This window comes from Deinococcus cellulosilyticus NBRC 106333 = KACC 11606 (genome assembly GCF_007990775.1).
In the GTDB taxonomy this organism is placed as follows: domain Bacteria; phylum Deinococcota; class Deinococci; order Deinococcales; family Deinococcaceae; genus Deinococcus_C; species Deinococcus_C cellulosilyticus.
The window spans coordinates 100653-123313 of record NZ_BJXB01000012.1 but is presented as its reverse complement, the minus strand read 5'-3'; the positions used below and the strand labels follow the sequence as shown (position 1 = coordinate 123313).

Here is a 22661-nt window from a genome sequence, read left to right as displayed (position 1 = left end):
CTTGCAGACCAGCAGGTTTGGTGAATCGATTCGATGTTGAAAGCCTCCTTGCCCAGCAGGGCAGCAAAATCAGGGCCTGGCTCGACGCACCTCGCGTGTTGCCTGCGGTTTTTTGGTTGGTTCCATCGTAATATCGAATCGATTCGATTGTCAAGAGGCTGTAAGCAGTGCCAGCGTGAGTCCAAAGTTGCTTCAAAGGGCATTGTTGCCTGGGAAAGCTGTCAGCCATCAGCCGTCAGCGGTCAGCACAAAAACAACTGTGGTTCTCCAGGAAGTTAGAAAACGTCCTTTGCTCTCCAGAACAACGTGACCCTTCCTTTGCCTGCCACGACAGCATCAAAGAATCTTTTGCTGAAAGCTGATGACTGAATGCTGATCGCCCTGCGTCAGACGCAGTTCAAAAACCCTTGACTTCGGCGTTCCCGAGCTTGCTTTCCATCGGAGCCGACGTGCTTTTTCTGGGGATCAGCTTTGCAGGCATGATCACATTGTCCAGAGGGGCCTCCCCTCCAATGATGCGAATCAGCTGGTCCACCGCCAGTTTGGTCATGATGGAAATGGGCACATCCACACTGGTTAAAGGGGGAATGCACCCCTCAGCAGCCACTGCCGTGGTGATGCCAATGACCGAAACCTCTTCTGGCACCCGCACATGGCGCTCGTGAAGGGCATGCAGGGTCTCGATGTGGTTGTGGGCAATGATGGCGGTGACATCAGGATGCCGGTCCAGCAAATCCAGCGTGGCTGTGAACGCCTCATCCCGGTACATTGGGACGATCTGCTCGACCACCTCGATGTTGAACTCCTGGCAAGCCCGCCGGTAGCTGTCTTCAATGTAAAAACCGTTGTTGATGTCCTGCTTTGTGCGGGGAGGCAGGCGGTGATAGGCGATCTTTTTGTGTCCGAGCTCCACCAGATGTTTGAAGGCAGCCTGCATCAACTCTTCAAACTCGAAATCCACGTATGTGATGCCAGTGTTGTCCTGCACGCGACCAATCACCACAAAGGGAATGTGGTTTTTCTTGAGGGCCTCCACCCTGGGGTCCTCTGCCGTGGTGTCAATCAAAAGAAACCCATCCACAAACCTGCTCTTGCCCAGTTCCACAAGCTGCTGGGGGCTGCGGTCCACAAAAAACCCTGCTGTGTAATCATGCACCCCTGCTGCCGCAGCAATGGACCCGAAGAACTCTGGGAGACTCCAGTCGTTGGCCCTCAGGGCTGGACTGGCCACCCCAATGCTCTGGGTTTTGCCCTGACGCATGCGCTGTCCCAGACTGCTTGCGGTGTAGTTCATCTCCTCGATGGTCTGCAGCACCTTCTGGCGGGTGCTCTCACTGATGCTGCGTTTCCCGCTCAGCACATAGGAAACTGTAGACGGTGAGACCCCTGCGCGCGCAGCAACATCCTGAATGGTGGCATATTTGCCTGGTGCTTTACCTGGTGTTCTGGTCATAACTCACTTCCTGCTTTCAGTTGATCTGGAGGTGCCTGCAAAACACCATCCTGGAATCCGGTGGGATCGAAACGAAGAAGGCCTGAGCACTGAAAGGGCTGAGAACACCCGCAATGCAGCAGGGTGGATTTCCGTGGAGGGCCAGAAAGGCTGTTCAAGGTGACCAAAAAACCAAACCATGTGGACTGATTTTCACTTTAACTCATTTCGGGGCCAGATGTAGAGCAAACGTTTGCACGTATGGACCAGACGTGAAATCTGTCAAAAAAGAGTCTGCGATTTTACTGCCCCTGATCTCATGCAGGAAGGGTATTTGAACTGAAAGTCTTGATGACACAACAGGCAAGATCCCTGAAAGGGGAACACTTTTCAAAAAGACGAAGTAAACATCCTGTCCAGAACACCTCCTGATGCCTTCCAGACGACCACCTGTGTCTCGTGATCAGAAATCAAAATTGAACTGGTTTATTGATCTGCGGTTTCTTGAGGATGGGTCCGGGTGGTTGCCGCTTCAGATTCTGTTTCTTGCGAGCCAGGCCAAATCTCTCTTTTTGTGTTCTGTAAGCAAAAAGTCGAACCATGCAATTGTACAGCAGGCACAAGATCGGGCACCATCCAGCCGATGCATCTTGACAGAATTGTTACAAATTTGATAGCTTAAATTTAAGCGCTTAAAACTGTTTCAGCTGAAATGCATCCCCATCGCAGCTTTTGAATCACCCACTCCCTCCCCCTTCCACAAGACGGGAGCCAAAGAGGTACTGTTGATGAAAAAACTGAAGTTGATGCTCGGCCTGATTCTGCTCCCCCTGGCCCTTGCTGCCTGCAGCCAGACCCCCTCCTCCCTGTCCACCACCGAAGAAGTGCAGGTGCAACCACAGGCCACCTATGTGGTTCCCGCCTGGGCCATCATGAGCTACAGCTCTGGTGTCCTGAAGGTCAGGGATTACTGGATGCTTCCTGCTCCAGGCTCCACCGTGGTTTCCGATCCAGCGTCGTCCTACAAATTCAGGCTTCTGGTGACCTCGACACAGGACCTCAGACAGTATCGACTGGGCTTCAACATCATCTATGGCAATCCCATTTGAACGAAAACACCCTGATCCACTGAAACGAACAGATCAGGACCCCTCAAGGCTGGGTCCCGGGCTGAACCTGAGGTGACTGCATTTCCTGGGCCAGAAGAATGTTCTTCTGGCCCAGTTCACATGGTGTTTCAGGGAGCAGTGGGACCAGTTGGACCAGCTGTGTAAGGGATTCCCCCGATGCATGAAGAACAAACTGCACCTGACAGGTTACAATTGGGATCACCAGATTGACGTTTCCAACCCTGGCCCTTTCCTCTGTGTCCAGCCGCCTTTTATTCCCAGGAGTCAGGTGATCTTGCGCATGGCCATTCCCGCAACCCCCGCCCAGCCCAGACTGTCCCCGTGGATGGTGGTCCTGCTCTTTGAAGTGATTGCGGCGCTCGGGGCCCTGCAATTCATCTACGACTCCTACACCTCATGGTTGTGGTTTGCTGGAATGCTCCTGCTCGGTGCCCTCAGTGCTGTGGTCTACCTGCAGAACAAGAAAGCCCCGCTTTTCTGGACCAGTGTCATTGCGCTTGGTGGCATGGGCCTGATGCTGCTGGTGTTCATGGCGAGCACCACAGGGGTGTTCTCGCCCTTGCTGGGAGCGTGGGTGCTTTTGATTGGTGGAAGCTTCGCCCTGCTGGGCAGGAAAGCTGCAGTCTGGTACACGGGCCTGGCTCTGGGCGGTGTCCTGACCGTGCTGGTGTTGCAGCAGTTGAAGGTGCTGCATTTTGAATTCCGCCATCCTCCTGCATCCATCTGGCTGACCGAGATTGTGATTCTCCTGACAGCAGTCATATTGCAAAGGGCCATGCTGCTGCTGTTTCACCGGGCCGAGGAAGCCGTGAAAGTGGCTTCACAACAGAAAGAGAAGTCCATTCGGGCGTTTGAAACCTCAGAGGCCCGAAACCGTGCCATTCTGGAAGCCCTCCCAGACATTGTTTTTCGTCTTTCGCCTGAAGGCATGATTCTGGATGTGAGCATCGGAGAACAGGCCAACTGGCCCTCCAGACCAGAAGCCCTTTTGCGCAAACGCATCCATGAAATGCTCACCTCAAAAAGCATCGACCAGACCATGCAGGCGATCAGCTGGGCGCGCTCGGGATATGGCATGCAGACCTATGAAATGGAATTCCGCCATCCCGCCCACGGGCTGCGCACCTTTGAGTCCAGGGTGGTTTCCTTAAACGAAGACAGTGTGATCATGTTCCTGCGGGATGTGACCGTGCGCATGCAGTCCGAAAAAGACCTGCGGGAAAGCCATGAACGTTTCGAGATTGTCTCACGGGTCACCAGCGATGTGATGTGGGAATGGAACCTGCAGACCGACACCCTGTGGTGGAACGATAACTTTTCAGTCGTGTTCGGACACAGGGAGGCACCTGCCCACGTGGACCACTGGGAAAACCTGGTGCATCCAGAGGACCGTGAAGAGGTTCGTCGCAGCCTTCGTTTTGCCATTGCAGGATCGGGTCCCATCTGGTCCCAGCAGTACCGGATGCGCAAAGCAGACGGCAGTTATGCCGACGTGTACGACCGGGGTGTGGTTCTGCGAGACCCGCAGGGCAACCCTGCCCGCATGATCGGGGCGACCATGGACATCTCCGAGCAAAAAAGGGTGGAGCAAGAAAGGACCGAGCGCCTGTACCGCATGGAGATTCTGGATCGGGTGTCCCGGGAACTCGCCGATGTGGGGCTTGTTCCAGATGCTGCCCTGGGGGCCATCACCCGTAATCTGGTGCGCCTGATCGGGGACATGTGCATGGTTGTGCAACTCTCTGAAAAACCAGGATTCACTCACCTTGCAGCCGTGTACCATGAAGATCCCCGAGTGCGTGAGCAGGTGCAATTCCTGATGGGAGACCGCCTGCTGAGCGTGAACACCGGGCTCAGTGGAGAGGTTTTCCGCTCAGGTGAAGCAGTGGTGCTCAACAACATGGTGGCCAGCCAGAACCGTTACCGTTTCAAGCAGGAACTGGCTCCATTTTTTGACACCCATGAAGTGTATGCGGCCATGTCCGTGCCCATGCGGGTGCATGGGCGGGTCACAGGAGCCATCACCCTGATGCGTTTGGAGCAGGATCGGCCCTACACCACCGAGGACCAGACCCTCCTGCAGAACCTGGCAGACCGCGCGGGCCTCACCCTCTCCAATGCCCGCCTTTACGCCGAAAATGCCCTGCAGGCCGAGCAACTCAGAGAAGCCAATGCAGTGCTGGAGCAGCGCATCCTCGAACGCACCCGAGAACTCGCAGAGGCCAACGAGATGCTGACCCGTCTGGCCACCCAGGACGGTCTGACCGGACTTTCCAACCGCCGTCACTTCGATGAGCTGTTTGCCCTGGAGATCCGCCGGGCCCGGCGCAGCAACCAGTACCTCACCCTGATCCTCTGTGACATCGATTTTTTCAAGCTGTACAACGACAACTACGGCCACCCGGAAGGGGACCAGTGCCTCAGGCAGGTGGGGGCCATGCTGAAAGCCATGTTCAGGCGGGCAGGAGATGTGGTGGCCCGCTATGGGGGAGAGGAATTCGCCATGGTGCTCCCCAACACCGGACCCGAGCAGGCAGAGTTGCTGGTTCAGCGCATGCAAAATGAGCTGCATCTGCTCAATCTGCCGCATGCATTCTCAAAAGTGGCCTCACACGTCACCCTCAGCATCGGGGTGATCAGTGCCATCGTGCAAGACCATGATGACGTGACTCCCCACTCCCTGATCAAAAAGGCCGACGAGGCCCTCTATGAGAGCAAACATGCCGGGCGCAACCGTGCAACCTTCAGGACATTGCAGGAGGAACTGTCCTGAGGGGTTTTCTTGCTGTTGGGGAAAGGACCTTCACCCGATTGCGTCCTGAGCCTTTGGCCTGATACATGGCCTGATCTGCCCGTTCAATGGCCGTTTGAAGCTCTTCTTGCGCATCAAAAACCGTCACCCCGATGGACACCGTGACCCACTGGGAATGGCCATCCTCCACCACCGGAGCACAGGCCACCATCTGGCGCAGGCGTTCAGCGAGGGTGCAAGCGTCATCAAGTGAGGCATCTGGGAGAATGCACAGGAATTCTTCTCCGCCGTACCTGACAACCACATCCCCGGTACGGATGAGCATTTCTATGCGCTGCACCATGGTTTTCAGCACCAGATCGCCAAAGGGATGTCCGTGCTGGTCGTTGATTTTCTTGAAGTGGTCCAGGTCCAGCATCAGCAGTGCACCCTGAAGCGTTTGAGGAGCAAAGTGCTGTTTCAGGTGTCGCATCATGCCCCTTCGGTTGAGGCACCCTGTGAGGGCGTCTGTGGAGGCCAGTTGCTGGCTGGACTTCAGGGCCTGTTGCAGACGTTTCCTGGAGTGTTGCAGGTGCTCGTTTTTGAGCTGCAACTGGTCGTGTGCCTCCTGAAGTTGTCTGAAGGCCTGGTGCTGGCTGCGCTCACGTACCAGGGCCTGTTTTCGGTTGTGGCGCAGGTGCTGCTGAATCAGCAGAAGACCTCCACTCCACCCTGCAAGCAAGATCCCCAGGGCCAGATGATCCGGGTGGTCAGGCAGACGCAAAAGCAGTTGAGCCAACAGAAAGAACAGAGGGGACAGGTGGATGGCATTTTGTTTGAGCGAAGCTCCAGGCTGACCCAGGACGTGCAAACTGGACACCATCAGGAGGGTGGTTGCTGCTGACAGTCCATTGCCCAGAGGCATCACCAGTCCATAAAGGGTCCATCCCAGAGCAAGAAGTGTGTCTGAAATGTAGAGTTTTCTCTGTGACCTTCTCTTTGAAGCCATCCGTCGGAGGCCCAGCAAAATTCCCATCAGGCCTCCCCAGATCCAGGAGAAATGTGGGTGATTTGGATGCATCTGGGCCACTGAAAACCCAACGGTCAGCAGCATAAACAGGCTGCACACGGTGGATGTATCGAGCAGGAGCAAGTTCTGGAGATGCTTGAGGACTGGATGGGGCATGGAGGGTCTTGCAGAGCGGTTCAGGGGAGAAGGATGGGAGGACATTCAGAGGTGCAGGAAGAAGATCAGGGAGAAAGTGCCATTCCAGCACACGACAGGACAGATCTGCTCAGAAGGTTTGCCAGCCCACTTCAGGGGACGTGTTGAGACGTGAAATGAAGTGGAAGGCGTCTTTGTGGAAAACAGCATCTCATTCCGCATGCCCTCCATTCTAGCCCTAACAATTACACTTTTGTAACATGTGTGACAAAAATTTCCGGGTGTTTTTCTGCAGGTGGTGTCCAGTTGCACTTTGAACACCTCAGTTCTTCCGATTGCTGAACCGAGTCAATGTGTACCGTTCCAGCTCGACTTGAATTGGATCAATAAAATTGGTTCAAAACCAGAAGTGGATCTCTGGGATGAAAATGAAGAGCATCCTGTTGTGCACCCCCTCATGGACATTGTCCAGGGAGAATCCCCAGAAGAAAGACCTGGAATTCATTGATGCAAAATTGTTACATTTCTACATACGATGTGATCGGTTTTCGCAGACACAGCACCAGAATGACCGTCAGGGTTTGACCTCCTGTCAGACAGTTCCTGACAGCCATCAGGGTTGACCCCAGGCCCTGATGGCAGGTTTATGCTGTGCGAAATCCAGAATGGAGATCCATGAAAAAACCACTTCTGTTCGCTCTGGGCCTTTTGCTCGCTGCATGTGGCAAGCAAGTTCCTGCAGAGCCAGCCCAGAACATCAGCACCCAGGGAACGGCCATCTGTTCTTCACAGGTCCTGCCTTCCGGTCATGCAGTCACTTCCATTTATTATTCGTATGGTTGCCGAACCAGTCCGTATGCAGGAAGCGAATACAACACCTACACCATAGAGAACCTCGCGGGCAGAAGCACCTTCAATGGGGCCTGCGATGTGACCTACCCGCCCAGTGGATGGGTGGTCACAGGCTATTATTTCAACAGTGGGTGCAACACCAGTGCTTACGCCAGTTACCGCTACAACACCTACAATCTGGTGAACACGGCTGGGAAGACCCAGCTCAGTGGAGTGTGTGCCCTGTCCAGCCTGCCCAGCGGATGGACCGTCACCTCCAGGTATTACAGCAGTGGGTGCAACACCAGCCCTTCTGCCGGTTACAGCAACAACACGTACACCATTCGCAAGCTTTGACTGCAAGTGAAACAGCACCGGGTTTTCGCCCGGTGCTCTTCTGTTGAAGCGTGAGGCTCAGAGCAGTGTCCTGAGCCCCCAGAACACCACCATCCCGACCAGAATGCAGCTCCAGAGTTGCCTGTGAAAATAAAACACGCCTCCTGCCACAAGCGCTGCGATCAGGCGAACCGGGAGTTCCCTGTTTTCCGAGCCGAAATTCAGCACCACCAGAGCGGTGAACACACTGACTGGAATGAACTTCAGGAAGTGCAACCAGAACCCAGGCACTTTTGCATTGCCCAGACTGAGGCCAGCAAGGCGGGTGGCATAGGTGACCAGGAACATCATCAGGATGGTCAAGGCAGCATTCATGGTTTCTCCCTGTACGTGAGGAAGGCCCCCAGCAGACTGCCCAGAATGCCCACCAGCAGCACACTGACCCCTCCTGGCAGATGCAGAGCTTTTTGCAGGAACAGGGCCAGCAAAGCACTGAAGCCAGCCACCAGAAAGGCCGGACGGTCTTTGAGGGTGGGCATCAGCAGGGCCAGGAAAGCCAGAGGGAACACAAAATCCACCCCGTATTTGAGGGGATCGGGAATGCTGTTTCCCAGCAGGGCACCCACCAGGGTGAAGACGTTCCAGCTCACAAAAACGCTCATGCTGGCACCCATCAGGTAGGCGTAGCTGGGATAGTGGGCGTTGGCCGTCACCCCGAAAGCTTCATCGGTGAGCACCCAGGCTGCTTTGGTTCTCTGAAGGGGGGAGAGCTTCAGGTTCTGGCTGACCGAAAGACCGTACAGCAGGTGACGGGCATTGAGCAGAAAGGTGGTGAGCACAATGCTGAAAATGTTGGCCTGTTGCAGGAACATGCCTGCAGCTGTGAACTGTGCGCCTCCAGAAAAAACGGTGAGGCTCATCAGTTGTGTTTCCCACAGGGAGAGTCCAGCAGAACGGGCGATCAGGGCATAGGAAATGGCAAAGGGCAGAAAACCAATCCACAATGGAACAATGGCCAGAAATCCAAGCCTGAAATCGGAGTGCCTGAGGGTCAGGGTCATGCCTCACCTGCAAAGGTCCATGTGTGTTTGTTCATCGTTCACCTCTGGGCAGCAGCTCCTCGCCTGCCCTCTTCAGTAATATATTACATATTACGATACAAAATGGGAATGTGCTACATTGAAGCAGATGTCACCCATCCCCGCAGACCAGGCCCCTCTGAAACGTGCCCTTGCCAGAGAGGAAGTGTACCGGACTTTGAAGACCTGGATCATCGAGGGCACCCTGGCCCCCAGAGAAAACATCCGGGACCAGGAACTGGCCCTGAAACTCGGGGTCAGCCGCACTCCCATCCGGGAAGCCCTGCGCCGCCTGGAAGACGAAGGCCTGATCGAAACCGCCAAGAACCGCTGGACCCGGGTTGCCCCCCTCAACCTGAAAAACAGTCAGCACACCTACCCCATCATTGCCCACCTGGAAGATCTGGCCTTGCAACTGGCCTTCCTCAATCTCACCGAAGCAGACCTGCAAAAGATGGATGAGGCCAACCAGAGGTTTCAGGAAGCCCTTTCCGTCAAGGATTCTCGCACTGCCCTGCAAGCCGATGAGACCTTTCACGGGGTGCTTCTGGAAAGAAGTGGCAACCCGGAATTGCGCAAGATCGTCACCGAGCTGAAAACCCGACTGATGCGTCTGGAATGGTACTATTACCGCACTCAGGGAAGCTCGGCCCCGAGTGTGACAGAGCACCACCACCTGCTGGACGCCCTGAAAACACCCGATCTGGCAGAAGCCCGAACCGCACTGGCCGCCAACTGGACCAGCAGTGTGGCCCGACTGATGAACCTTCCGGAGCCCTGAAGGACAGGGTAGACCTCTATTGCTGGAGGCACATGTCACTCCAGAAAGCTTTCAGCCGTCAGCGATCAGCGATCGGCAAAATATTGTTTGATGCTTTCTCAACAGGCCACACAAAGATTTGCCCTGTACTGGAGGAGAAATCAGTTGATTTTTCTCGCTGAAGTGAGCGCAGTCGTGTTCGGGTGCTGACGGCTGAAAGCTGATGGCTGACCGCTTTCTGCAAGGACATCGACCCCTCAGCGACTTTGCGTTCACCGTGACGGCTCTTCTTCCTGTTCCCTTTTTGGAACATGGGCAGGTTATATTGAGGGCATGACAACACAATCGAGCCACGCGCTCTGGGTGCCCGGACCCGAGCGCATTCAAAAAACGCTGCTTCACACGTTCTGGAAGCAGCTGGAGCAGGAAGCAGGAGTGCATTTCCAGACTTACACCGACCTGAACCGTTTCGCACTGGAGCGTGCAGAGGTGTTCTGGCCTTTCCTGTGGAATTTTGTGCAGATCCAGGCCGAGACCCGGGGAGAGAGGGTGCTGGATGAAACGGAAGGCATGATGCTGTCCCGCTTTTTCCCCGATGCCAGATTGAATTTCACCGAGAATGTCCTGCGCCACAGCGGTCCCGGCGAGGCCATCGTGGAACATGCGGAATCCGGGCGCAGAAGAAGCCTCAGCTGGGATGACCTGCGAAAACAGGTGGAGAAACTCTCTGCATACCTGAGGCATGCAGGTGTGAAGCCAGGAGACCGGGTGGCGGCCTGGATTCCCAACTGCATCGAGGCCGTGATCACTTCGCTTGCGGCTGCACGAATCGGGGCCATTTATTCCTCCACCTCCCCTGATTTTGGGGTGGATGGGGTTCTGGACCGTTTCGGACAGATTGAACCTGTGGTTCTGGTGGCTGCAGATGGGTACACCTACAACGGCAAGCCCCAGCAGTGCATGGGCAAACTGGCTGAGATTGTGGCCGGGCTTCCCACCGTGCGGGAAGTGCTGGTGATTGGATACCAGTCTGAAACCCCGGACCTCTCTGGCCTGGACCGGGCAAAGCTCTTTTCTGCTGCACTGGAAAACGACCTGGACATTCCAGAAGCACAGGCCTTTGAATTCAACCATCCGCTGTACATCCTGTATTCCAGTGGAACCACCGGGAAGCCAAAGTGCATCGTGCACCGGGCCGGGGGCATTTTGCTGAACCACCTGAAAGAACACCAGTTGCACTGCGACATTCAGGCCGGGGACCGGGTGATGTACTACACCACCACCGGATGGATGATGTGGAACTGGCTGGTCACAGCCCTCGCCAGCAAGGCCACCATCGTGCTGTACGACGGATCTCCCTTCCAGCCTGGACCGGAGCGATTGTTCAAAATTGCAGAGCAGGAACAGCTGACTTTTCTGGGGGTGTCTGCAAAATGGATTGAATCCTTGAGGAAACTGGAGCTTTCCCCAAAAAGCACATACCCCCTCTCTGCCCTCAGGACGATGGCCTCCACAGGTTCACCCCTGTCAGAGGAGGGCTTTCAGTACGTTTACGACCACATCAAGAGAGACCTGCACCTGAGTTCCATCTCGGGAGGGACCGACCTCTGCGGATGCTTCCTGGGAGGAAATCCGCTGGCCGAAGTGCACCCGGCAGAGCTTCAGGTGCCCATGCTTGGCATGTCCATTGAGATTTACCCTGAAGAAGGAGAGGCCCTGTTAGGCCCCACCACCGGAGAACTGGTCTGCACCCGGCCTTTCCCCTCCCAGCCGCTGAAATTCTGGAATGATCCTGAAAATAAGAAGTATCAGGCCGCTTATTTTGAGCGTTTCCCTGGCGTGTGGCACCACGGAGATTTCGTGCAACGCACAGAGACCGGATTCAAGGTGCTGGGCCGCAGCGACGCCACCCTGAACCCTGGAGGGGTGCGCATCGGGACCGCCGAAATCTACCGTCAGGTGGAATCCTTCCCGGAGATCCTGGAGGCTCTGGTTTTCATGCGCAGTGCACAGGGAGAAGATCAGGTGGTCCTGCTGGTCCGCATGAAAGAAGAGGTCTCCCTCACCGATGACCTGCGCAAACAGATCCAGAGCCGCATCCGTCAGGCCTGCACGCCCCGGCACGTCCCGGGACGCATTGAGGCCGTGGCAGACCTGCCCAGAACCAAAAACGGCAAACTGCTGGAACTGGCCGTCACAGACCTTGCCAATGGTCGCCCGGTGCGCAATGTGACTGCAGTCGCCAATCCAGAAGCACTGGAAGCCATTCAGACCCTGTTTTCCTGAAACACACTCCCCAGAGAGGATCAGAACATGCTGGACTACTCCTTCACCCGTCCCATCCGCTTTGAAGACCTTCGCCTCCTGATGCAGCAGACCACCTGGATGGGAAACCGCACCCCGGAGGGGGTTCAGCGCATGCTGCAGGATTCCGTGGTGGTCTCCGTGTGGTCAGGAGACCAGCTGGTGGGCTTTGGTCGGGCGGTCACAGACCATGTGTACCGGGCCTTCATCGAGGACATCGTGGTGGATGAAAAGCACCGCCATGCAGGTGTGGGCTCCGAGCTCATGAGCCGACTGGTGGATCATCTGAAAGACGTGGAGGAAATTCAGCTGGGTTGTGTGGAGGAACTGGTGTCGTTTTATGGTGCACTGGGATTTGAACGGTCCAGCCAGCCCAAAATGATTCTGCGTCGGGACAGCAGGTAGAGCAGAGCCTCAGCAGAAAATCGAAAGTGTGTTCTTGCTGATTTGTTCCCTGGTTCCTTTCAACCCAGAAGGCCACCAAAACGTTCTTTGGTGGCCTTCTGGGTTGCTCAGATCCATACAGCAGCAAAACAAGGCATGCCGGTTCGGGATTTCCCGATTTCGCTTCACTTGATCACTGTTTCCACCACCATCTTGAAAGGAGAGCCTGACACATAACAAACCACGGTTTGCTTGATATCTCCCTGGGGTGTAATCATTTTGTTGGTGACCACCATCTTCCATTTCTTGATGGCAGGAACATAATACAACTCATTGCGCTCAAGATCCGGTTCAAAGACATCACCCAGCAAAGCATAACTCACAGCCACCAGGCAGATTTTTTTGATGTCTTCACGTTCCATTTCCACAACGGTGGGCTCCATGGGATTGTTCTGGGCAAAAGCAATTGCACCCAGAAATGAGGACAGGACAAGAGGAAGGAACATTCTACGCATGTTGTCACCTGTTGATGCTTCCAGAAAAAGCATCATGGTTATTGTAAAACAACACCATATTCGTGAACCCTGAAACCCGGGAGATGGGCCTGACAATGTACAATGCTCAGGTTTTCTGGCAAGGTTGGCAGGTGACAGTGCAAGCACTTTCAACTTTCTCCCCTGCTTCTCCTTGCCGTGATCCTTCGCACCACCCCCAGCATGGTGAAAGCGACCACCACCATCACCGCAGAGAGCACCAGTGCAGGTTTCAGGTCCGATTCCAGAGCAGCATAGATGGACAGGGTGATGGTCTGGGTCCTGCCCTGCAAGGAACCTGCAAACAGGATGGTTGCCCCGAATTCTCCGAGGGCTCTGGCCCACGCAAGGACCATGCCTTCCAGCAAAAAAGGGAAGGCCAGGGGCCAGGTGATGAAGCGGAACACCTGCCCATTGCTGGCCCCATCCACCCGTGCTGCAGCTTCAATGTCCCGGTCAATGGCCAGGAACCCCCCTTTGGAGGCCCGGATGAAAAAGGGCGCAGAGGTGAAAAGCTGGGCCAGAACCACCGCCGCAGGACTGAAGGCAATGCTGATTCCGGCCAGGGTCAGGGCTGGACCCAGCAGGCCATTTCTTCCGAAGGTCAGCAGCAGACCCACACCTGCCACCACCGGAGGCAGCACAATGGGCAGGTCCAGGAGCGTGTCCAGGAGAATTTTCCCCCTGAACCGGTACCGGGCCAGCAAGTAGGCAATGGGGGTTCCGAGCCCCACCGTCAGCAGGAGGGTGATGGTGGTGGTCACCAGACTGACTTTCAAAGCATCAAGCACCACAGGCTGAAGCAGGGCAGGGAAGAACCCACCGGACAGGCCATGCAGCAGGATCACCAGGGTGGGCAGCAGCAGAAAAACAACCAGCATGACCCCCATCAGCAGGGGCACCAGGGGCAGAGAAGGACGTGTCATGGTCGGGGTTCCAGAAGGAAGTGAATCATTTGACCTTCAGAAAACCCCATTTCTTGAGGATGTTCTGACCTTCTTTTGACAGGACGAACTTCACGAATTGACCTGCAGCATTGGGGTTCCCACCTTTGACCGTTCCCATCGGGTAGGTGGCGACCACATTGTATTTGCCAGCAATGGGGATGGTTTTGACCTGTGCACGCACTCCGGGCGTGAGGTCGGTGGTGTAGACCACCCCTGCATCCGCCTCTCCGAATTGCACTTTCAGGGCAACCTGCCTGACGTTGGTCTCTTCGCTGACCACGTTCTTCAGGGCTTTCTGGGAGAAGCTGGTTTTGGAAGTTCTGGACAGGTTCTCAAAGACCTGTCTGGTGTACTGGCCCACCGGAACACTGGACTGGGCCACCACCACTTTGACCCCTGGTTTTGCCAGATCCGACAGGGAGCGGATGCCTGCAGGGTTTTTCAGGGGCACAATGACCACCAACTGGTTCCGGGTGAAGGTCTGCTTGCCGTTCACCAGACCCGATTTGACCAGTGGATCGAACTGGGCGTCGCTGGCACTGGCGTACACATCTGCTTTTGCTCCCTGTTCAAGCTGGGTGCGCAGGACCTGAGAACCCGCAAACTGGAACGTGACTTCAACCCCCGTTTTGTTTTGAAACGCTGAACCGATTTCCTTGAAGGCATCGGTCAGGGAAGCTGCTGCAAACACCGTGATGGACTGTGCATGGGCCAAAGGGGAAAACAGCATGAGGGCAAACAGCAATGGTTTTTTCATTTTCGGCTCCCTGAAATCACAGCCACGACTTCTCCAGCCTGTTCTGGATCGTATCCTCCGAGCAGGCGGATGTTGTTGCGGATCTGTGGGGTCTTGAGGGTCTGCAGGAGGGCCACCATGGCCGGATGCTTCTGGAACGGCTCCGGGACCACCAGATCAAACCGTTCCTGAGCAAGGGGAATGAATTCCAGACCGTTCTGGGCAACCGCCTGAATCGCCAGGCCCACATCTGCCTGACCTTCTGAAATGGCCTGTGCAACTTCCTGATGGCTGAAGGCCACATTTCCGCATTCCTGAATGGATTTCGGATCGATCTGGTGCTCTGCCAGCAGGCTGTCCAGCAGAATTCTGCTTCCTGCACTGCTTTGCCTGTTGATGAGGGTGACCTCGGGGCGCAACAGGTCAGCCAGTCCAGAGATGTTTTTGGGGTTTCCGTGCTGGACCAGCAGCCCCTGCCACCAGTGCCAGAGGGTGTAAAGGGTGCAGGCTTCAATCTGGGCATGCTCGACGAAGGGCACATTGAAGGTCTGGCCTGTCCGGTCATACAGGTGAATCCCTGCAGCATGCACCTGTCCTTCTGCCAGCAAGGCAAGGCTGTCCAGGCTGGTCTGGTGCACCACCAGAACCCGGTGGTCTTTCACCTGACGGGCCACCATCTTCAGGGCAGGATCACATCCTGAGATCAGCAGAGTGCTGTCCCAGAGTTCTGGTTCGGTGAGGGGTTCAAGGCTGAGGTTCGTGCCCTCAACACGGGTGATCACGGCGTCTGCTGCAACTGAAAATCGATCAGGGTCGGCAATCGGGACGGCACAGAGCAGGCTTCCCACCCGTGCCAGCAGCACCCGGTCTCCCTCCTGAGCTTCATTCCCGAGCCATCTGGCAACAGGCGCTTCAGGAGCAGGGATCTGGAACAGGTCCTCCACCTGACACTTCAGCACTTTTGCCAGTTGCAGGGCCACCAGGGTGTTTGGGATGTATTTTCCCTGTTCGATGCTGTGAATGGCCTGCCTGCTGAGCCCTGTGCGTTCGGCCAGTGCGGATCTGGAAATGCCCAGGGCTTCCCGTTTCTGCTGCAGGTGGTTGATCAGGTCTGCCATCTGACCTGACTGTAAAGAATAAGGGACAATCCGTCAAGGATAGGTGACATCATGGGGTATGCCTGCTGGAATGCTGACCTCTTCTCCGAGCCATCAGACAGCAAAAACCCTCTGCTTTGTTTGCAGAGGGCTGAAGAAACACCTGTTTTTACCGCTGCAACTGGGCCTGGGGCTCCTGAAAAATCTGCTCCACCACCAGAGCGGCAGCCCCCACCGCACTGGCATCTGAACCCAGCAGTGCCCGCACGATGTTCACATCCTTGGAGAGGAAACCAAAAGAGCGGCCCCTGACCTTCTCGGTCACGCACTCGATGAAATCGGGCCATGCACGGACCAGCGTTCCTCCCAGCACAATCATGTCCGGGTCGTAGTGGTTGATGGCGTTCACCACAGTGGCAGCAATGTACTGGTAGGTGCGTTCCTTGATGTTTTTCGCAGTCTGGCTGCCTTCCTGGGCCAGGGCCTCAAGCTCCCGGGCATTTTTGCACTTCAGGCCCAGACGGGCAGCTTCCAGCATGATCGCTGGAACGCTGACCAGGGTCTCCACACACCCCCGGTTTCCGCACTCGCACAGGGGGCCATCCACGTGGATGGTGGTGTGCCCGATTTCTCCGGCAAGTTCATGCGCGCCACGGAAGATGTGGTCTTTCACAATCAGACCTGCTCCCACCCCGGCACGGAAGGACACATAAAGCAATGTGCCCGTGCCATTCTTTCCAGAGCCAAACCAGCGCTCACCGAGCGCCGCAGTTTTAGCGTCGTCATCGAGCCAGCACGGAACCCCGAATTTCTCCGAGACCATCTGGGCCAGATGCACATTGCGCCACCCACCAAAATTGGGAGGCCCAAGCACGATGCCCTCTCTGGAATTCACAGGACCGGGAACCCCGATGCCAATGCCCAGCAGTTCAAGCCTGGAATCGATCATGCTGGTGATGTTTTCATAGAGCAGGGCCAGCGTGTAATCCAGACCCAGGTTCGGATCATGGGGAACATTCAGGCGGTCCAGCACCCGGCCACAGAAGTCCGTTCGCACCACATGCAGGGTTGAACGCGAGATTTCGACCCCCACAATCTGGCCACGCTCCGGATTGAGGGTGAGCAGGGTGGGTCTTCTGCCCACCTGTTTGCTGTCCGAACGGGTTTCAATCAGGATCTTGAGCTCGTTCAATTCATCCACCAGGTGGGTGATGGTGGCCGCCGTGAGGCCTGTCGCCTCTGCCAGATCGCTTCTGGAAATGGGTTGCAGCTTTCTCAGGGCGTCCAGCACAACACTGAGGTTTTCGGCTTTGACTTTGGGAAGGTTGCTTCCTTTTTTGACTTCCAGGCGTGTGGTCATGGCACCTCTTATTTTTTTATTTTAACTAATTCTTCTCACAGGTTTCTTGACTTGCCTATTTTGAAGAAGGCAGAAGGCAGAAGGATTTGTACTGCCGAGGGCCAGGCAAATGCGGTGCCCTCAGCCTTCGGCTTTCCTGCAACCACCCTGGCAACCACTTCCCCTGTGCGTGAAGCAAGTCCTCAGCCAGTTGCCGGATGGCAGGTAAATCTAGCACAGAAGCGGTGAGGGGGTCCAGGGCAAATCCTGCCCGAACGGCCCTTGCATCCTGCTCAATCACGGCATCCACAATCGTCCTTTGCAGGGCAATGTTGGTGAGGTTCAGGCCTGCACACTGCGGAGGGATTTTGCCCACGGCAACAGGCAGCAGGCCTCCAGAAGTCACCTTGCAGGGGACCTCCACGCAAGCATCATCGGGGAGGTTGGGGATCAGGCCGTCGTTCATGACGTTGGCATAGACGGTGGTTTCCGTGCCAGACTCCATTGCTGCGATGATCTTGATGCCATACTCGTGGGAGGGGCACAGGTTCTGCTTCAGGTTTTCGAGTGCCCCACGGGTCATCTCCTGTTCTTTGCCAGCCACCTGCAAAGACCCTTTCAGGTAATCCCAGCGGCGCACCAGATGGGATTTTAGCTCAAACACTTCCTGGCGGAAATAGGGCACGTATTCCGAAACATGGTGGCTGGATTCACTGATGAAGTACCCAAAAGTCTCCATCAGTTCGGCCCGCACCCTTTCCTGACCTCCAACATACGTCGGTCCTCCTTCCGTCCAGGGGGTGGTTCCTCCATAAGAAGGCAGAAACTGCTTTCTGAGGACCTCTCTGAGATCGTCCTGCATGTCTCTGCCCTCCACTTCCAGTTTCAGGAAAAAGGCCTGGTGGTTGATGCCTGCAGCCTGATACGCCAGAAGCTGTGCATCCATCCCCAGAAAATCAGCGATCACCTGTGCTGTTCCGGGAATGGAGTGACAGAGCCCCACCACATCCAGCCCCAGGTGGGACAGGTACATCACGTTCATGGCCATCGGGTTGGCGTAATTGAGCACAAGTGCATCCGGGCAGATCTCCAGCACATCTGCTGCGATCTGGTCAAAGGCATTCATACTGCGCAGGAACCGCATGATGCCGCCCGGATTCATGGTGTCTCCGGCCACGCAGTCAATCCCGTAAGCGCGGGGAATCTCAATGTCCATTCTGTAGGCCTCGATGCCTCCCACCTGAAAGGTCAGAAAGATGTATTTCGCACCTTGCAGGGCTTCTTTCTGGTTGTCGGTTGCAGAGACCTGCAACTGGATCTGGTGGTGCTCACAGAGCTCCTGCACGGCATTTAAAGTGCGCTCTGCCCGTTTTAGACTCAAGTCCATCAGGACGAGTTCACAATGGTGCAGCTCGGGTGTGGCCAGCAGGTCTGCAGCCAGGGTCAGGGGAAAAACCATCCCTCCTGCCCCGATGATCACGATTTTAGAGCCTTTGACAGAAGCATCAAAGGTTGTCTCCTGTGTGGAGGTTTCTTGAACTGGGAAGATTCGGCCGAATCTTCCCAGTTCACTGTTGAACTCAGCGGCCACGGTTCAGCCACCTTCTGGAGTACCCCAGTGGATTTTGTGCATCAAATTCGCCTCTGGTGCTCAGGTGCAGGTCTTCAAAGGGAATTTTGGGCTCGCGGGCCATGGTGAGGAGTCCATTCTGTTCCTGGTAGGTGTCGGTGAGTTGCGTATAACAGAAACCATGCAGGCCCTTGAGGTCCATCGCCTTGCGCACAGCTTTCAGCAGGGCGTCGTACTGCCTGTGGAATTCTTCTGGAGTGGTGGCTTTGGAGTAGCCCCATCCCCCTTCGGTCATGAAGGCGATGCCTCCGAATTCGGTCAGCATCACCGGTTTGTGGTCTGCATTGAAGGTCTCCAGGCGTTGCTGCCTTCCTCCGGGCCACAGTTGCCAGCTGGTTTTTTCGATGCTTTCCGGAGACTGGTAGCGGGCAAAGATGTTCTCGGGATTGCTCTCGTAATCATGGATGCTGTACAGGTCCCCTGTGACCTGCTCCCAGCCATCATTGGCACTGACCGGACGGGTGCCGTCCAGTGTGTGGGTGAGGTGGTACAGGGCATGCTGGTAGTGGCGTGTGACAGGATTTTCGGCCAGTTCTGGAAGGCCCCAGGACTCATTGAAGGGCACCCACACCACGATGCAAGGGTGGGAGATGTCCCGTTCAATGGCCTCGGTCCAGGTCTGCGTGGCTTTTTTCACTGCCTGATCGCTGAAAGCGTAATGGCTGGGGAGTTCTTCCCAGACGAGCAGACCCAGTTCGTCGCACCAGCGCAGGAATTCCGGGCTCTCGATCTTCTGGTGTTTGCGCACCCCGTTGAATCCCAGTCTGCGGGAAAGTTCCACATCCAGCCGAAGCTGTTCACTGGTGGCGGTCATGCCCCCGCCTTTCCAGTACCCCTGATCGAGCACCAGACGCAGCCCGTAAGGCCGACCATTCAGCATGAACCTGCGGCCCTTTGTGCCAAAAGAGCGCATGGCGGTGTAAGACGCAACAGCATCTGTTCCTGTTCTGGTGGTGAGGGTGAGCAGGGCATGCAGCAGCCTGGGGTGTTCTGGAAACCACAGCAGGTCGTCTCTGGGATCATCCAGACCGGGATCGGGAAAGTGCAAGGTGCGTTCCAGCACTTTTCCTCTGACCTGATACGTGTCTGCAATCAGGTCCTCAACCTCAATCCTGAGGTCACCCACCACGGGTTCACTGAATTCCACTTTGAGTTTCAGGGTGAATTTTGAGACATCCGGGGTCCACTGGATGCGGGTGATGTGCACTGCAGGCACTTTTTCCAGCCAGACGGTCTGCCAGATACCTGAGGTTCTGGGGTACCAGATGGCGTGGGGGGCCTCCTGCCAGTCCTGTTTGCCCCTGGGCACATTCAGGTTCAGAGGGTCGTCCACAGCGTGCACGGACAGGGTAAATCTACCCTCAGAAACATGATCTGTGATGTCGAAGGAGAAAGGGGTGTACCCTCCTTCGTGCTTTCCCAGAGAAATGCCATTTACAAACACATGGGCAGTTTCATCCACAGCCCCGAAATGCAGGACCAGACGCTCATTTTCACCGGGCTGCAGGTCCTGTGGCACCTGCACTTCACGCTGGTACCACAGGCTCGGGTGGTACGACTCATCGTGAATGCCACTGCTGGGGGTTTCGGGGGCGTAGGGCACCTGAATGACCCGATCAAACCCTACATTCTTCAGGTGTTTCTCCGCACTGAACGCAAATTGCCAGGGGCCGTTCAGGCTGTGCCAGAGGTTTCTTTTCAGCAGGGGTCTGGGGTAGAAGTCAGGCATGGTCCTCCTCCAGGAAGTTCACGGTGCTCACCCCATCGGGGGTGATTTTCAGGCCCAGCACCTGATGGGCACGAAGTTTGACGGGCAGGGTTCTGCCCTGAAATTGAAGGGTGGTTTCGGTGTCCTGACCGCTGGTTTCGTGCAGGCGCACAATGGCGTCTGTGCTGTCTTCGGCCTGTTTCCAGGCAGAGACCACCACGTTTGAGGCCTCGACGGACAGGAAAGACTGCTGTGCAGGGGCATCTCCACCGTGCACGTATTCCCGCACGAAAGGCAGGGGAACATTCAGGGCGTGGGCTTTCTGGGGCACCTGCGCAGCCTTCCAGTCTCCTGCGTGTGGCACGAGGCTCCACCTGAAGCTTTGCTGCCCCTGGTCCTGGTAAGCGTATTTGATGTCTGGACTGAGTTTCGCAGGGTCGTGGTGGGCGTAGACTGGACTGCGCAGCACAGACAGCCTGATGTCCCCTCCGAGCACACTTGCAGAATACTTGCTGTCGTTCAGCAGGGCGACTCCCGCTTTTTTCTGGATGCCCCTGTGGTCCCTTAAAGTTCCTGAAACATCCAGCCAGGATTGCACAGGTTCTTCTTCCCCATCTGCAGGACGAACCATGGAGCCATAAGGCACCTCATAAGTGGCGGTGGTGTCGGTGAGGGTGAGCGGAAATGCCAGTTGCAGGGCCATGTGTTTTTCGTGCCACTCGATGTTTCCTGTGCCATCGATCTGGGGGCTTTCCCGGTAGATTGAGATGTCCTGATGCCCAGTGGAATTCCCGTAACGCAGGTGGGCCCGCATGGTGGCCCGCACCGGGCCCCGTTCCAGCACTGCCAGGCGCTCGCAGGTGAGAACCCCCGCAAGGTGCCGCATGCTCTTGATGCCGTGTCCCCAGGTGTCGGTGGGTTCGTCGATGATGAGATATTGTGCCCCTGCCCCGGCCAGCAGTTCCACATCGTGGGTTTTGTCCCTGAGGGACTGCAGGGTTCCGGTTCTGGGGTTGAATTCCAGACGCCACCACTGGTTTTCCAGCACGGTGTCGGTGACGTTCAGCATGGGGGCGGTTTCGGGCACCACTTCACCCGGGCGGTCAATCACCCGGTACATGCGGTAACCCATCGGAGGAACCGTCACATGAAAGAGGATTCTGGGACGGCCTCCAGAGGCACTTTCCGGGGTGGTCAGCTGGTGGTAGATGCTGTTTCCGGCCTCATCCATCACGTGCACATCGTCGGTGTGCCAGTCGTTGAGTTCGACGTGGATGGTCTCGCTGCGCTCATGGCTGCTGGGGTTGAAAACAATAACTGGAACCCCATCCCCGTAATCCGTGACCCAGCCGGAAAAATCCCAGCGTGTGGAGCGGATGACCTCCTCCACTTCGGTTCCACGCAGTCGGGTGTCCACCTGATCGGCAATGGTTTGCATGGCCGTGAATCCCCACTGGCTTGCAATGGCAAGGGCCTCGCCCATCTCGATTCTGGCGTCCTGATAGGCGCTTTCGATGCTGCTTCCAGCCAGGATGTCATGGAACTGGTTGAAAAGCAGGCGTTTCCAGGCTTTTGTGAGCTCTGCTTTCGGATAGGTCAGACCATACTGGACTGCCATGCTGCACAGCTTTTCTGCGGTCATCAGGGCGTGTTCTGCTTTGCGGTTTAAGCGTTTGATCTCGCTGTCTGCTGCGTAACATCCTCTGGCATGGTGCTGGAGTTCTCCGTCAAAAGTGGGGTGCTCCACCTGCCCCATGCGGTCCATGAAGCCTTCAAGACTGCCGAGTTTCAGGGTGGGCCAGAATTCGGTGTTGTTCAGTTGCCGGATGCTCTCGATGGCCTTTCTGGTGGGGCCTCCTCCGTGGTTGCCCACTCCAAAGAGACCTGCCCATTCCTGCAGGTATTCGGGTCGCCAGTGCAGGTTGCGCTCCAGACTGGAGTCGATGAATTTGGGGTTGGTGTTGTAGCACTCCACATGCCAGCTGAGGATTTCGGTGCCGTCTGATCCTTTCCAGCGAAACAGGTTGCTGGGCAGGTCAATTTCCCCTGCGCTGGGCCGCATGAACACGAAAGAAGCCAGACCTGACTGCTCAAAAAGCTGGGGCAGGGTGGAGGGGTGACCGAAGGAGTCTGGCAGGAAAGCGACTTTTGCCTTGCGTCCGACCAGCCTTTCGAGTTCACGCTGGCCATACACCCCCTGTCTGGCGAGGGCCTCACCATGAGGCAGGTTGACATCGGGTTCCACCCACCAGCCGCCCACAGGTTCCCACTGTCCACGCTGCACTGCGTCCCGGATTTCCTGCAGCAGACGGGGGTGGTTTTCCATCCAGGCGTACTGGGCCACACTGGAATGCACGAAAACCATGTCCTGGTTTTCTTGGAGTCTGTCCAGTGCGCTTCTGAAGGTGGCTTTCACGGTTTCGTAGCCTTCACGCCAGTCCCAGAGCCACACGGGGTCAATGTGGGCATGGCCGATCAGGGTGATGGTGATGTCTTTGCTTCTGGGGTTCATCGGGGTC

Annotated in this window: 18 protein-coding genes; 6 read left to right on the top strand and 12 right to left on the bottom strand. The window is 56.2% G+C overall.

Annotated elements, in window-relative coordinates; translation table 11 throughout:
* Positions 1-397 precede the first annotated feature (397 nt).
* A complete protein-coding gene (locus DC3_RS14220; RefSeq protein ID WP_146885382.1) occupies positions 398-1453 on the bottom strand; it encodes a LacI family DNA-binding transcriptional regulator in 1056 nt (351 codons plus the stop codon).
* A gap of 767 nt (positions 1454-2220) precedes the next feature.
* Here DC3_RS14220 and DC3_RS14215 point away from each other — a divergent pair.
* Together DC3_RS14215 and DC3_RS14210 are read left to right on the top strand one after the other, a co-directional pair.
* On the top strand, positions 2221-2541 hold the full coding sequence (locus tag DC3_RS14215) for a hypothetical protein (protein WP_146885380.1): 321 nt from the start codon (positions 2221-2223) through the stop codon (positions 2539-2541).
* Between the two features lie 289 nt (positions 2542-2830).
* Positions 2831-5335 (top strand): GGDEF domain-containing protein, encoded by a 2505-nt coding sequence (locus DC3_RS14210; protein ID WP_186816040.1) that lies wholly within the window; start codon positions 2831-2833, stop codon positions 5333-5335.
* Here the strand turns inward: DC3_RS14210 and DC3_RS14205 are convergent.
* The gene (locus DC3_RS14205; RefSeq protein ID WP_186816039.1) at positions 5307-6329 is read right to left on the bottom strand and encodes a GGDEF domain-containing protein; all 1023 of its coding nucleotides are present in this window, start codon (positions 6327-6329) and stop codon (positions 5307-5309) included. The two genes, DC3_RS14210 and DC3_RS14205, sit on opposite strands and share 29 nt — an antisense overlap.
* An 804-nt stretch (positions 6330-7133) precedes the next feature.
* On the opposite strand from DC3_RS14205, the gene DC3_RS14200 reads away from it, so the two are divergent.
* A complete protein-coding gene (locus DC3_RS14200; RefSeq protein WP_146885374.1) occupies positions 7134-7646 on the top strand; it encodes a hypothetical protein in 513 nt (170 codons plus the stop codon).
* Between the two features lie 57 nt (positions 7647-7703).
* Here DC3_RS14200 and DC3_RS14195 read toward each other — a convergent pair whose 3' ends face one another.
* Positions 7704-8000, bottom strand: coding sequence for an AzlD domain-containing protein (locus DC3_RS14195; protein ID WP_146885372.1), 297 nt, complete (start codon positions 7998-8000; stop codon positions 7704-7706).
* Positions 7997-8686, bottom strand: a complete 690-nt coding sequence (locus tag DC3_RS14190; protein WP_146885370.1) for an AzlC family ABC transporter permease — start codon at positions 8684-8686, stop codon at positions 7997-7999. Before DC3_RS14190 ends, DC3_RS14195 begins: the two co-directional genes overlap by 4 nt.
* Positions 8687-8813: 127 nt before the next feature.
* Between DC3_RS14190 and DC3_RS14185 the strand changes: the two genes are divergently transcribed.
* The 3 genes from DC3_RS14185 to DC3_RS14175 all read left to right on the top strand — a co-directional run bounded on the left by DC3_RS14185 (position 8814) and on the right by DC3_RS14175 (position 12173).
* On the top strand, positions 8814-9485 hold the full coding sequence (locus DC3_RS14185) for a GntR family transcriptional regulator (RefSeq protein WP_146885368.1): 672 nt from the start codon (positions 8814-8816) through the stop codon (positions 9483-9485).
* Positions 9486-9797: 312 nt separating this feature from the next.
* Positions 9798-11750, top strand: coding sequence for an acetoacetate--CoA ligase (locus tag DC3_RS14180; protein WP_146885366.1), 1953 nt, complete (start codon positions 9798-9800; stop codon positions 11748-11750).
* A 27-nt stretch (positions 11751-11777) separates the two neighbouring features.
* The gene (locus tag DC3_RS14175; protein WP_146885364.1) at positions 11778-12173 is read left to right on the top strand and encodes a GNAT family N-acetyltransferase; all 396 of its coding nucleotides are present in this window, start codon (positions 11778-11780) and stop codon (positions 12171-12173) included.
* Positions 12174-12337: 164 nt separating this feature from the next.
* Here DC3_RS14175 and DC3_RS14170 read toward each other — a convergent pair whose 3' ends face one another.
* The 8 genes from DC3_RS14170 to DC3_RS14135 form a co-directional block, all read right to left on the bottom strand.
* Positions 12338-12820, bottom strand: a complete 483-nt coding sequence (locus tag DC3_RS14170; protein ID WP_146885363.1) for a hypothetical protein — start codon at positions 12818-12820, stop codon at positions 12338-12340.
* The gene (locus DC3_RS14165; RefSeq protein ID WP_146885361.1) at positions 12817-13611 is read right to left on the bottom strand and encodes an ABC transporter permease; all 795 of its coding nucleotides are present in this window, start codon (positions 13609-13611) and stop codon (positions 12817-12819) included. Before DC3_RS14165 ends, DC3_RS14170 begins: the two co-directional genes overlap by 4 nt.
* A 25-nt stretch (positions 13612-13636) precedes the next feature.
* Positions 13637-14389: a molybdate ABC transporter substrate-binding protein gene (gene modA / locus DC3_RS14160; protein ID WP_146885359.1), complete on the bottom strand. Its 753-nt coding sequence runs from the start codon at positions 14387-14389 to the stop codon at positions 13637-13639.
* Positions 14386-15486, bottom strand: coding sequence for an XRE family transcriptional regulator (locus DC3_RS14155; protein ID WP_146885357.1), 1101 nt, complete (start codon positions 15484-15486; stop codon positions 14386-14388). The genes modA and DC3_RS14155 overlap by 4 nt, the downstream gene beginning before the upstream one ends.
* A 148-nt stretch (positions 15487-15634) precedes the next feature.
* Positions 15635-16825 carry an ROK family transcriptional regulator gene (locus tag DC3_RS14150; protein ID WP_146885355.1) on the bottom strand — a complete coding sequence of 397 codons (1191 nt, stop codon included), beginning with the start codon at positions 16823-16825 and terminating at the stop codon, positions 15635-15637.
* A 55-nt stretch (positions 16826-16880) separates the two neighbouring features.
* Positions 16881-18284 (bottom strand): family 4 glycosyl hydrolase, encoded by a 1404-nt coding sequence (locus DC3_RS14145; protein ID WP_281292535.1) that lies wholly within the window; start codon positions 18282-18284, stop codon positions 16881-16883.
* 100 nt (positions 18285-18384) lie between these two features.
* Entirely contained in the window at positions 18385-20163 is a 1779-nt protein-coding gene (locus tag DC3_RS14140) for a glycoside hydrolase family 2 protein (RefSeq protein ID WP_146885351.1), read from the bottom strand.
* Positions 20156-22654 (bottom strand): alpha-mannosidase, encoded by a 2499-nt coding sequence (locus DC3_RS14135; protein WP_146885349.1) that lies wholly within the window; start codon positions 22652-22654, stop codon positions 20156-20158. The genes DC3_RS14140 and DC3_RS14135 overlap by 8 nt, the downstream gene beginning before the upstream one ends.
* Positions 22655-22661: the final 7 nt, after the last annotated feature.

Excerpts from the sequence above, each read along its gene's own strand:
- DC3_RS14220 (WP_146885382.1), bottom strand. The coding sequence starts at position 1,453 with ATGACCAGAACACCAGGTAAAGCACCAGGCAAATATGCCACCATTCAG.
- DC3_RS14215 (WP_146885380.1), top strand. The coding sequence starts at position 2,221 with ATGAAAAAACTGAAGTTGATGCTCGGCCTGATTCTGCTCCCCCTGGCC.
- DC3_RS14205 (WP_186816039.1), bottom strand. The coding sequence starts at position 6,329 with ATGGGAATTTTGCTGGGCCTCCGACGGATGGCTTCAAAGAGAAGGTCA.
- DC3_RS14200 (WP_146885374.1), top strand. The coding sequence starts at position 7,134 with ATGAAAAAACCACTTCTGTTCGCTCTGGGCCTTTTGCTCGCTGCATGT.
- DC3_RS14195 (WP_146885372.1), bottom strand. The coding sequence starts at position 8,000 with ATGAATGCTGCCTTGACCATCCTGATGATGTTCCTGGTCACCTATGCC.
- DC3_RS14190 (WP_146885370.1), bottom strand. The coding sequence starts at position 8,686 with ATGACCCTGACCCTCAGGCACTCCGATTTCAGGCTTGGATTTCTGGCC.
- DC3_RS14185 (WP_146885368.1), top strand. The coding sequence starts at position 8,814 with ATGTCACCCATCCCCGCAGACCAGGCCCCTCTGAAACGTGCCCTTGCC.
- DC3_RS14180 (WP_146885366.1), top strand. The coding sequence starts at position 9,798 with ATGACAACACAATCGAGCCACGCGCTCTGGGTGCCCGGACCCGAGCGC.
- DC3_RS14175 (WP_146885364.1), top strand. The coding sequence starts at position 11,778 with ATGCTGGACTACTCCTTCACCCGTCCCATCCGCTTTGAAGACCTTCGC.
- DC3_RS14165 (WP_146885361.1), bottom strand. The coding sequence starts at position 13,611 with ATGACACGTCCTTCTCTGCCCCTGGTGCCCCTGCTGATGGGGGTCATG.
- modA (WP_146885359.1), bottom strand. The coding sequence starts at position 14,389 with ATGAAAAAACCATTGCTGTTTGCCCTCATGCTGTTTTCCCCTTTGGCC.
- DC3_RS14155 (WP_146885357.1), bottom strand. The coding sequence starts at position 15,486 with ATGGCAGACCTGATCAACCACCTGCAGCAGAAACGGGAAGCCCTGGGC.
- DC3_RS14150 (WP_146885355.1), bottom strand. The coding sequence starts at position 16,825 with ATGACCACACGCCTGGAAGTCAAAAAAGGAAGCAACCTTCCCAAAGTC.
- DC3_RS14140 (WP_146885351.1), bottom strand. The coding sequence starts at position 20,163 with ATGCCTGACTTCTACCCCAGACCCCTGCTGAAAAGAAACCTCTGGCAC.
- DC3_RS14135 (WP_146885349.1), bottom strand. The coding sequence starts at position 22,654 with ATGAACCCCAGAAGCAAAGACATCACCATCACCCTGATCGGCCATGCC.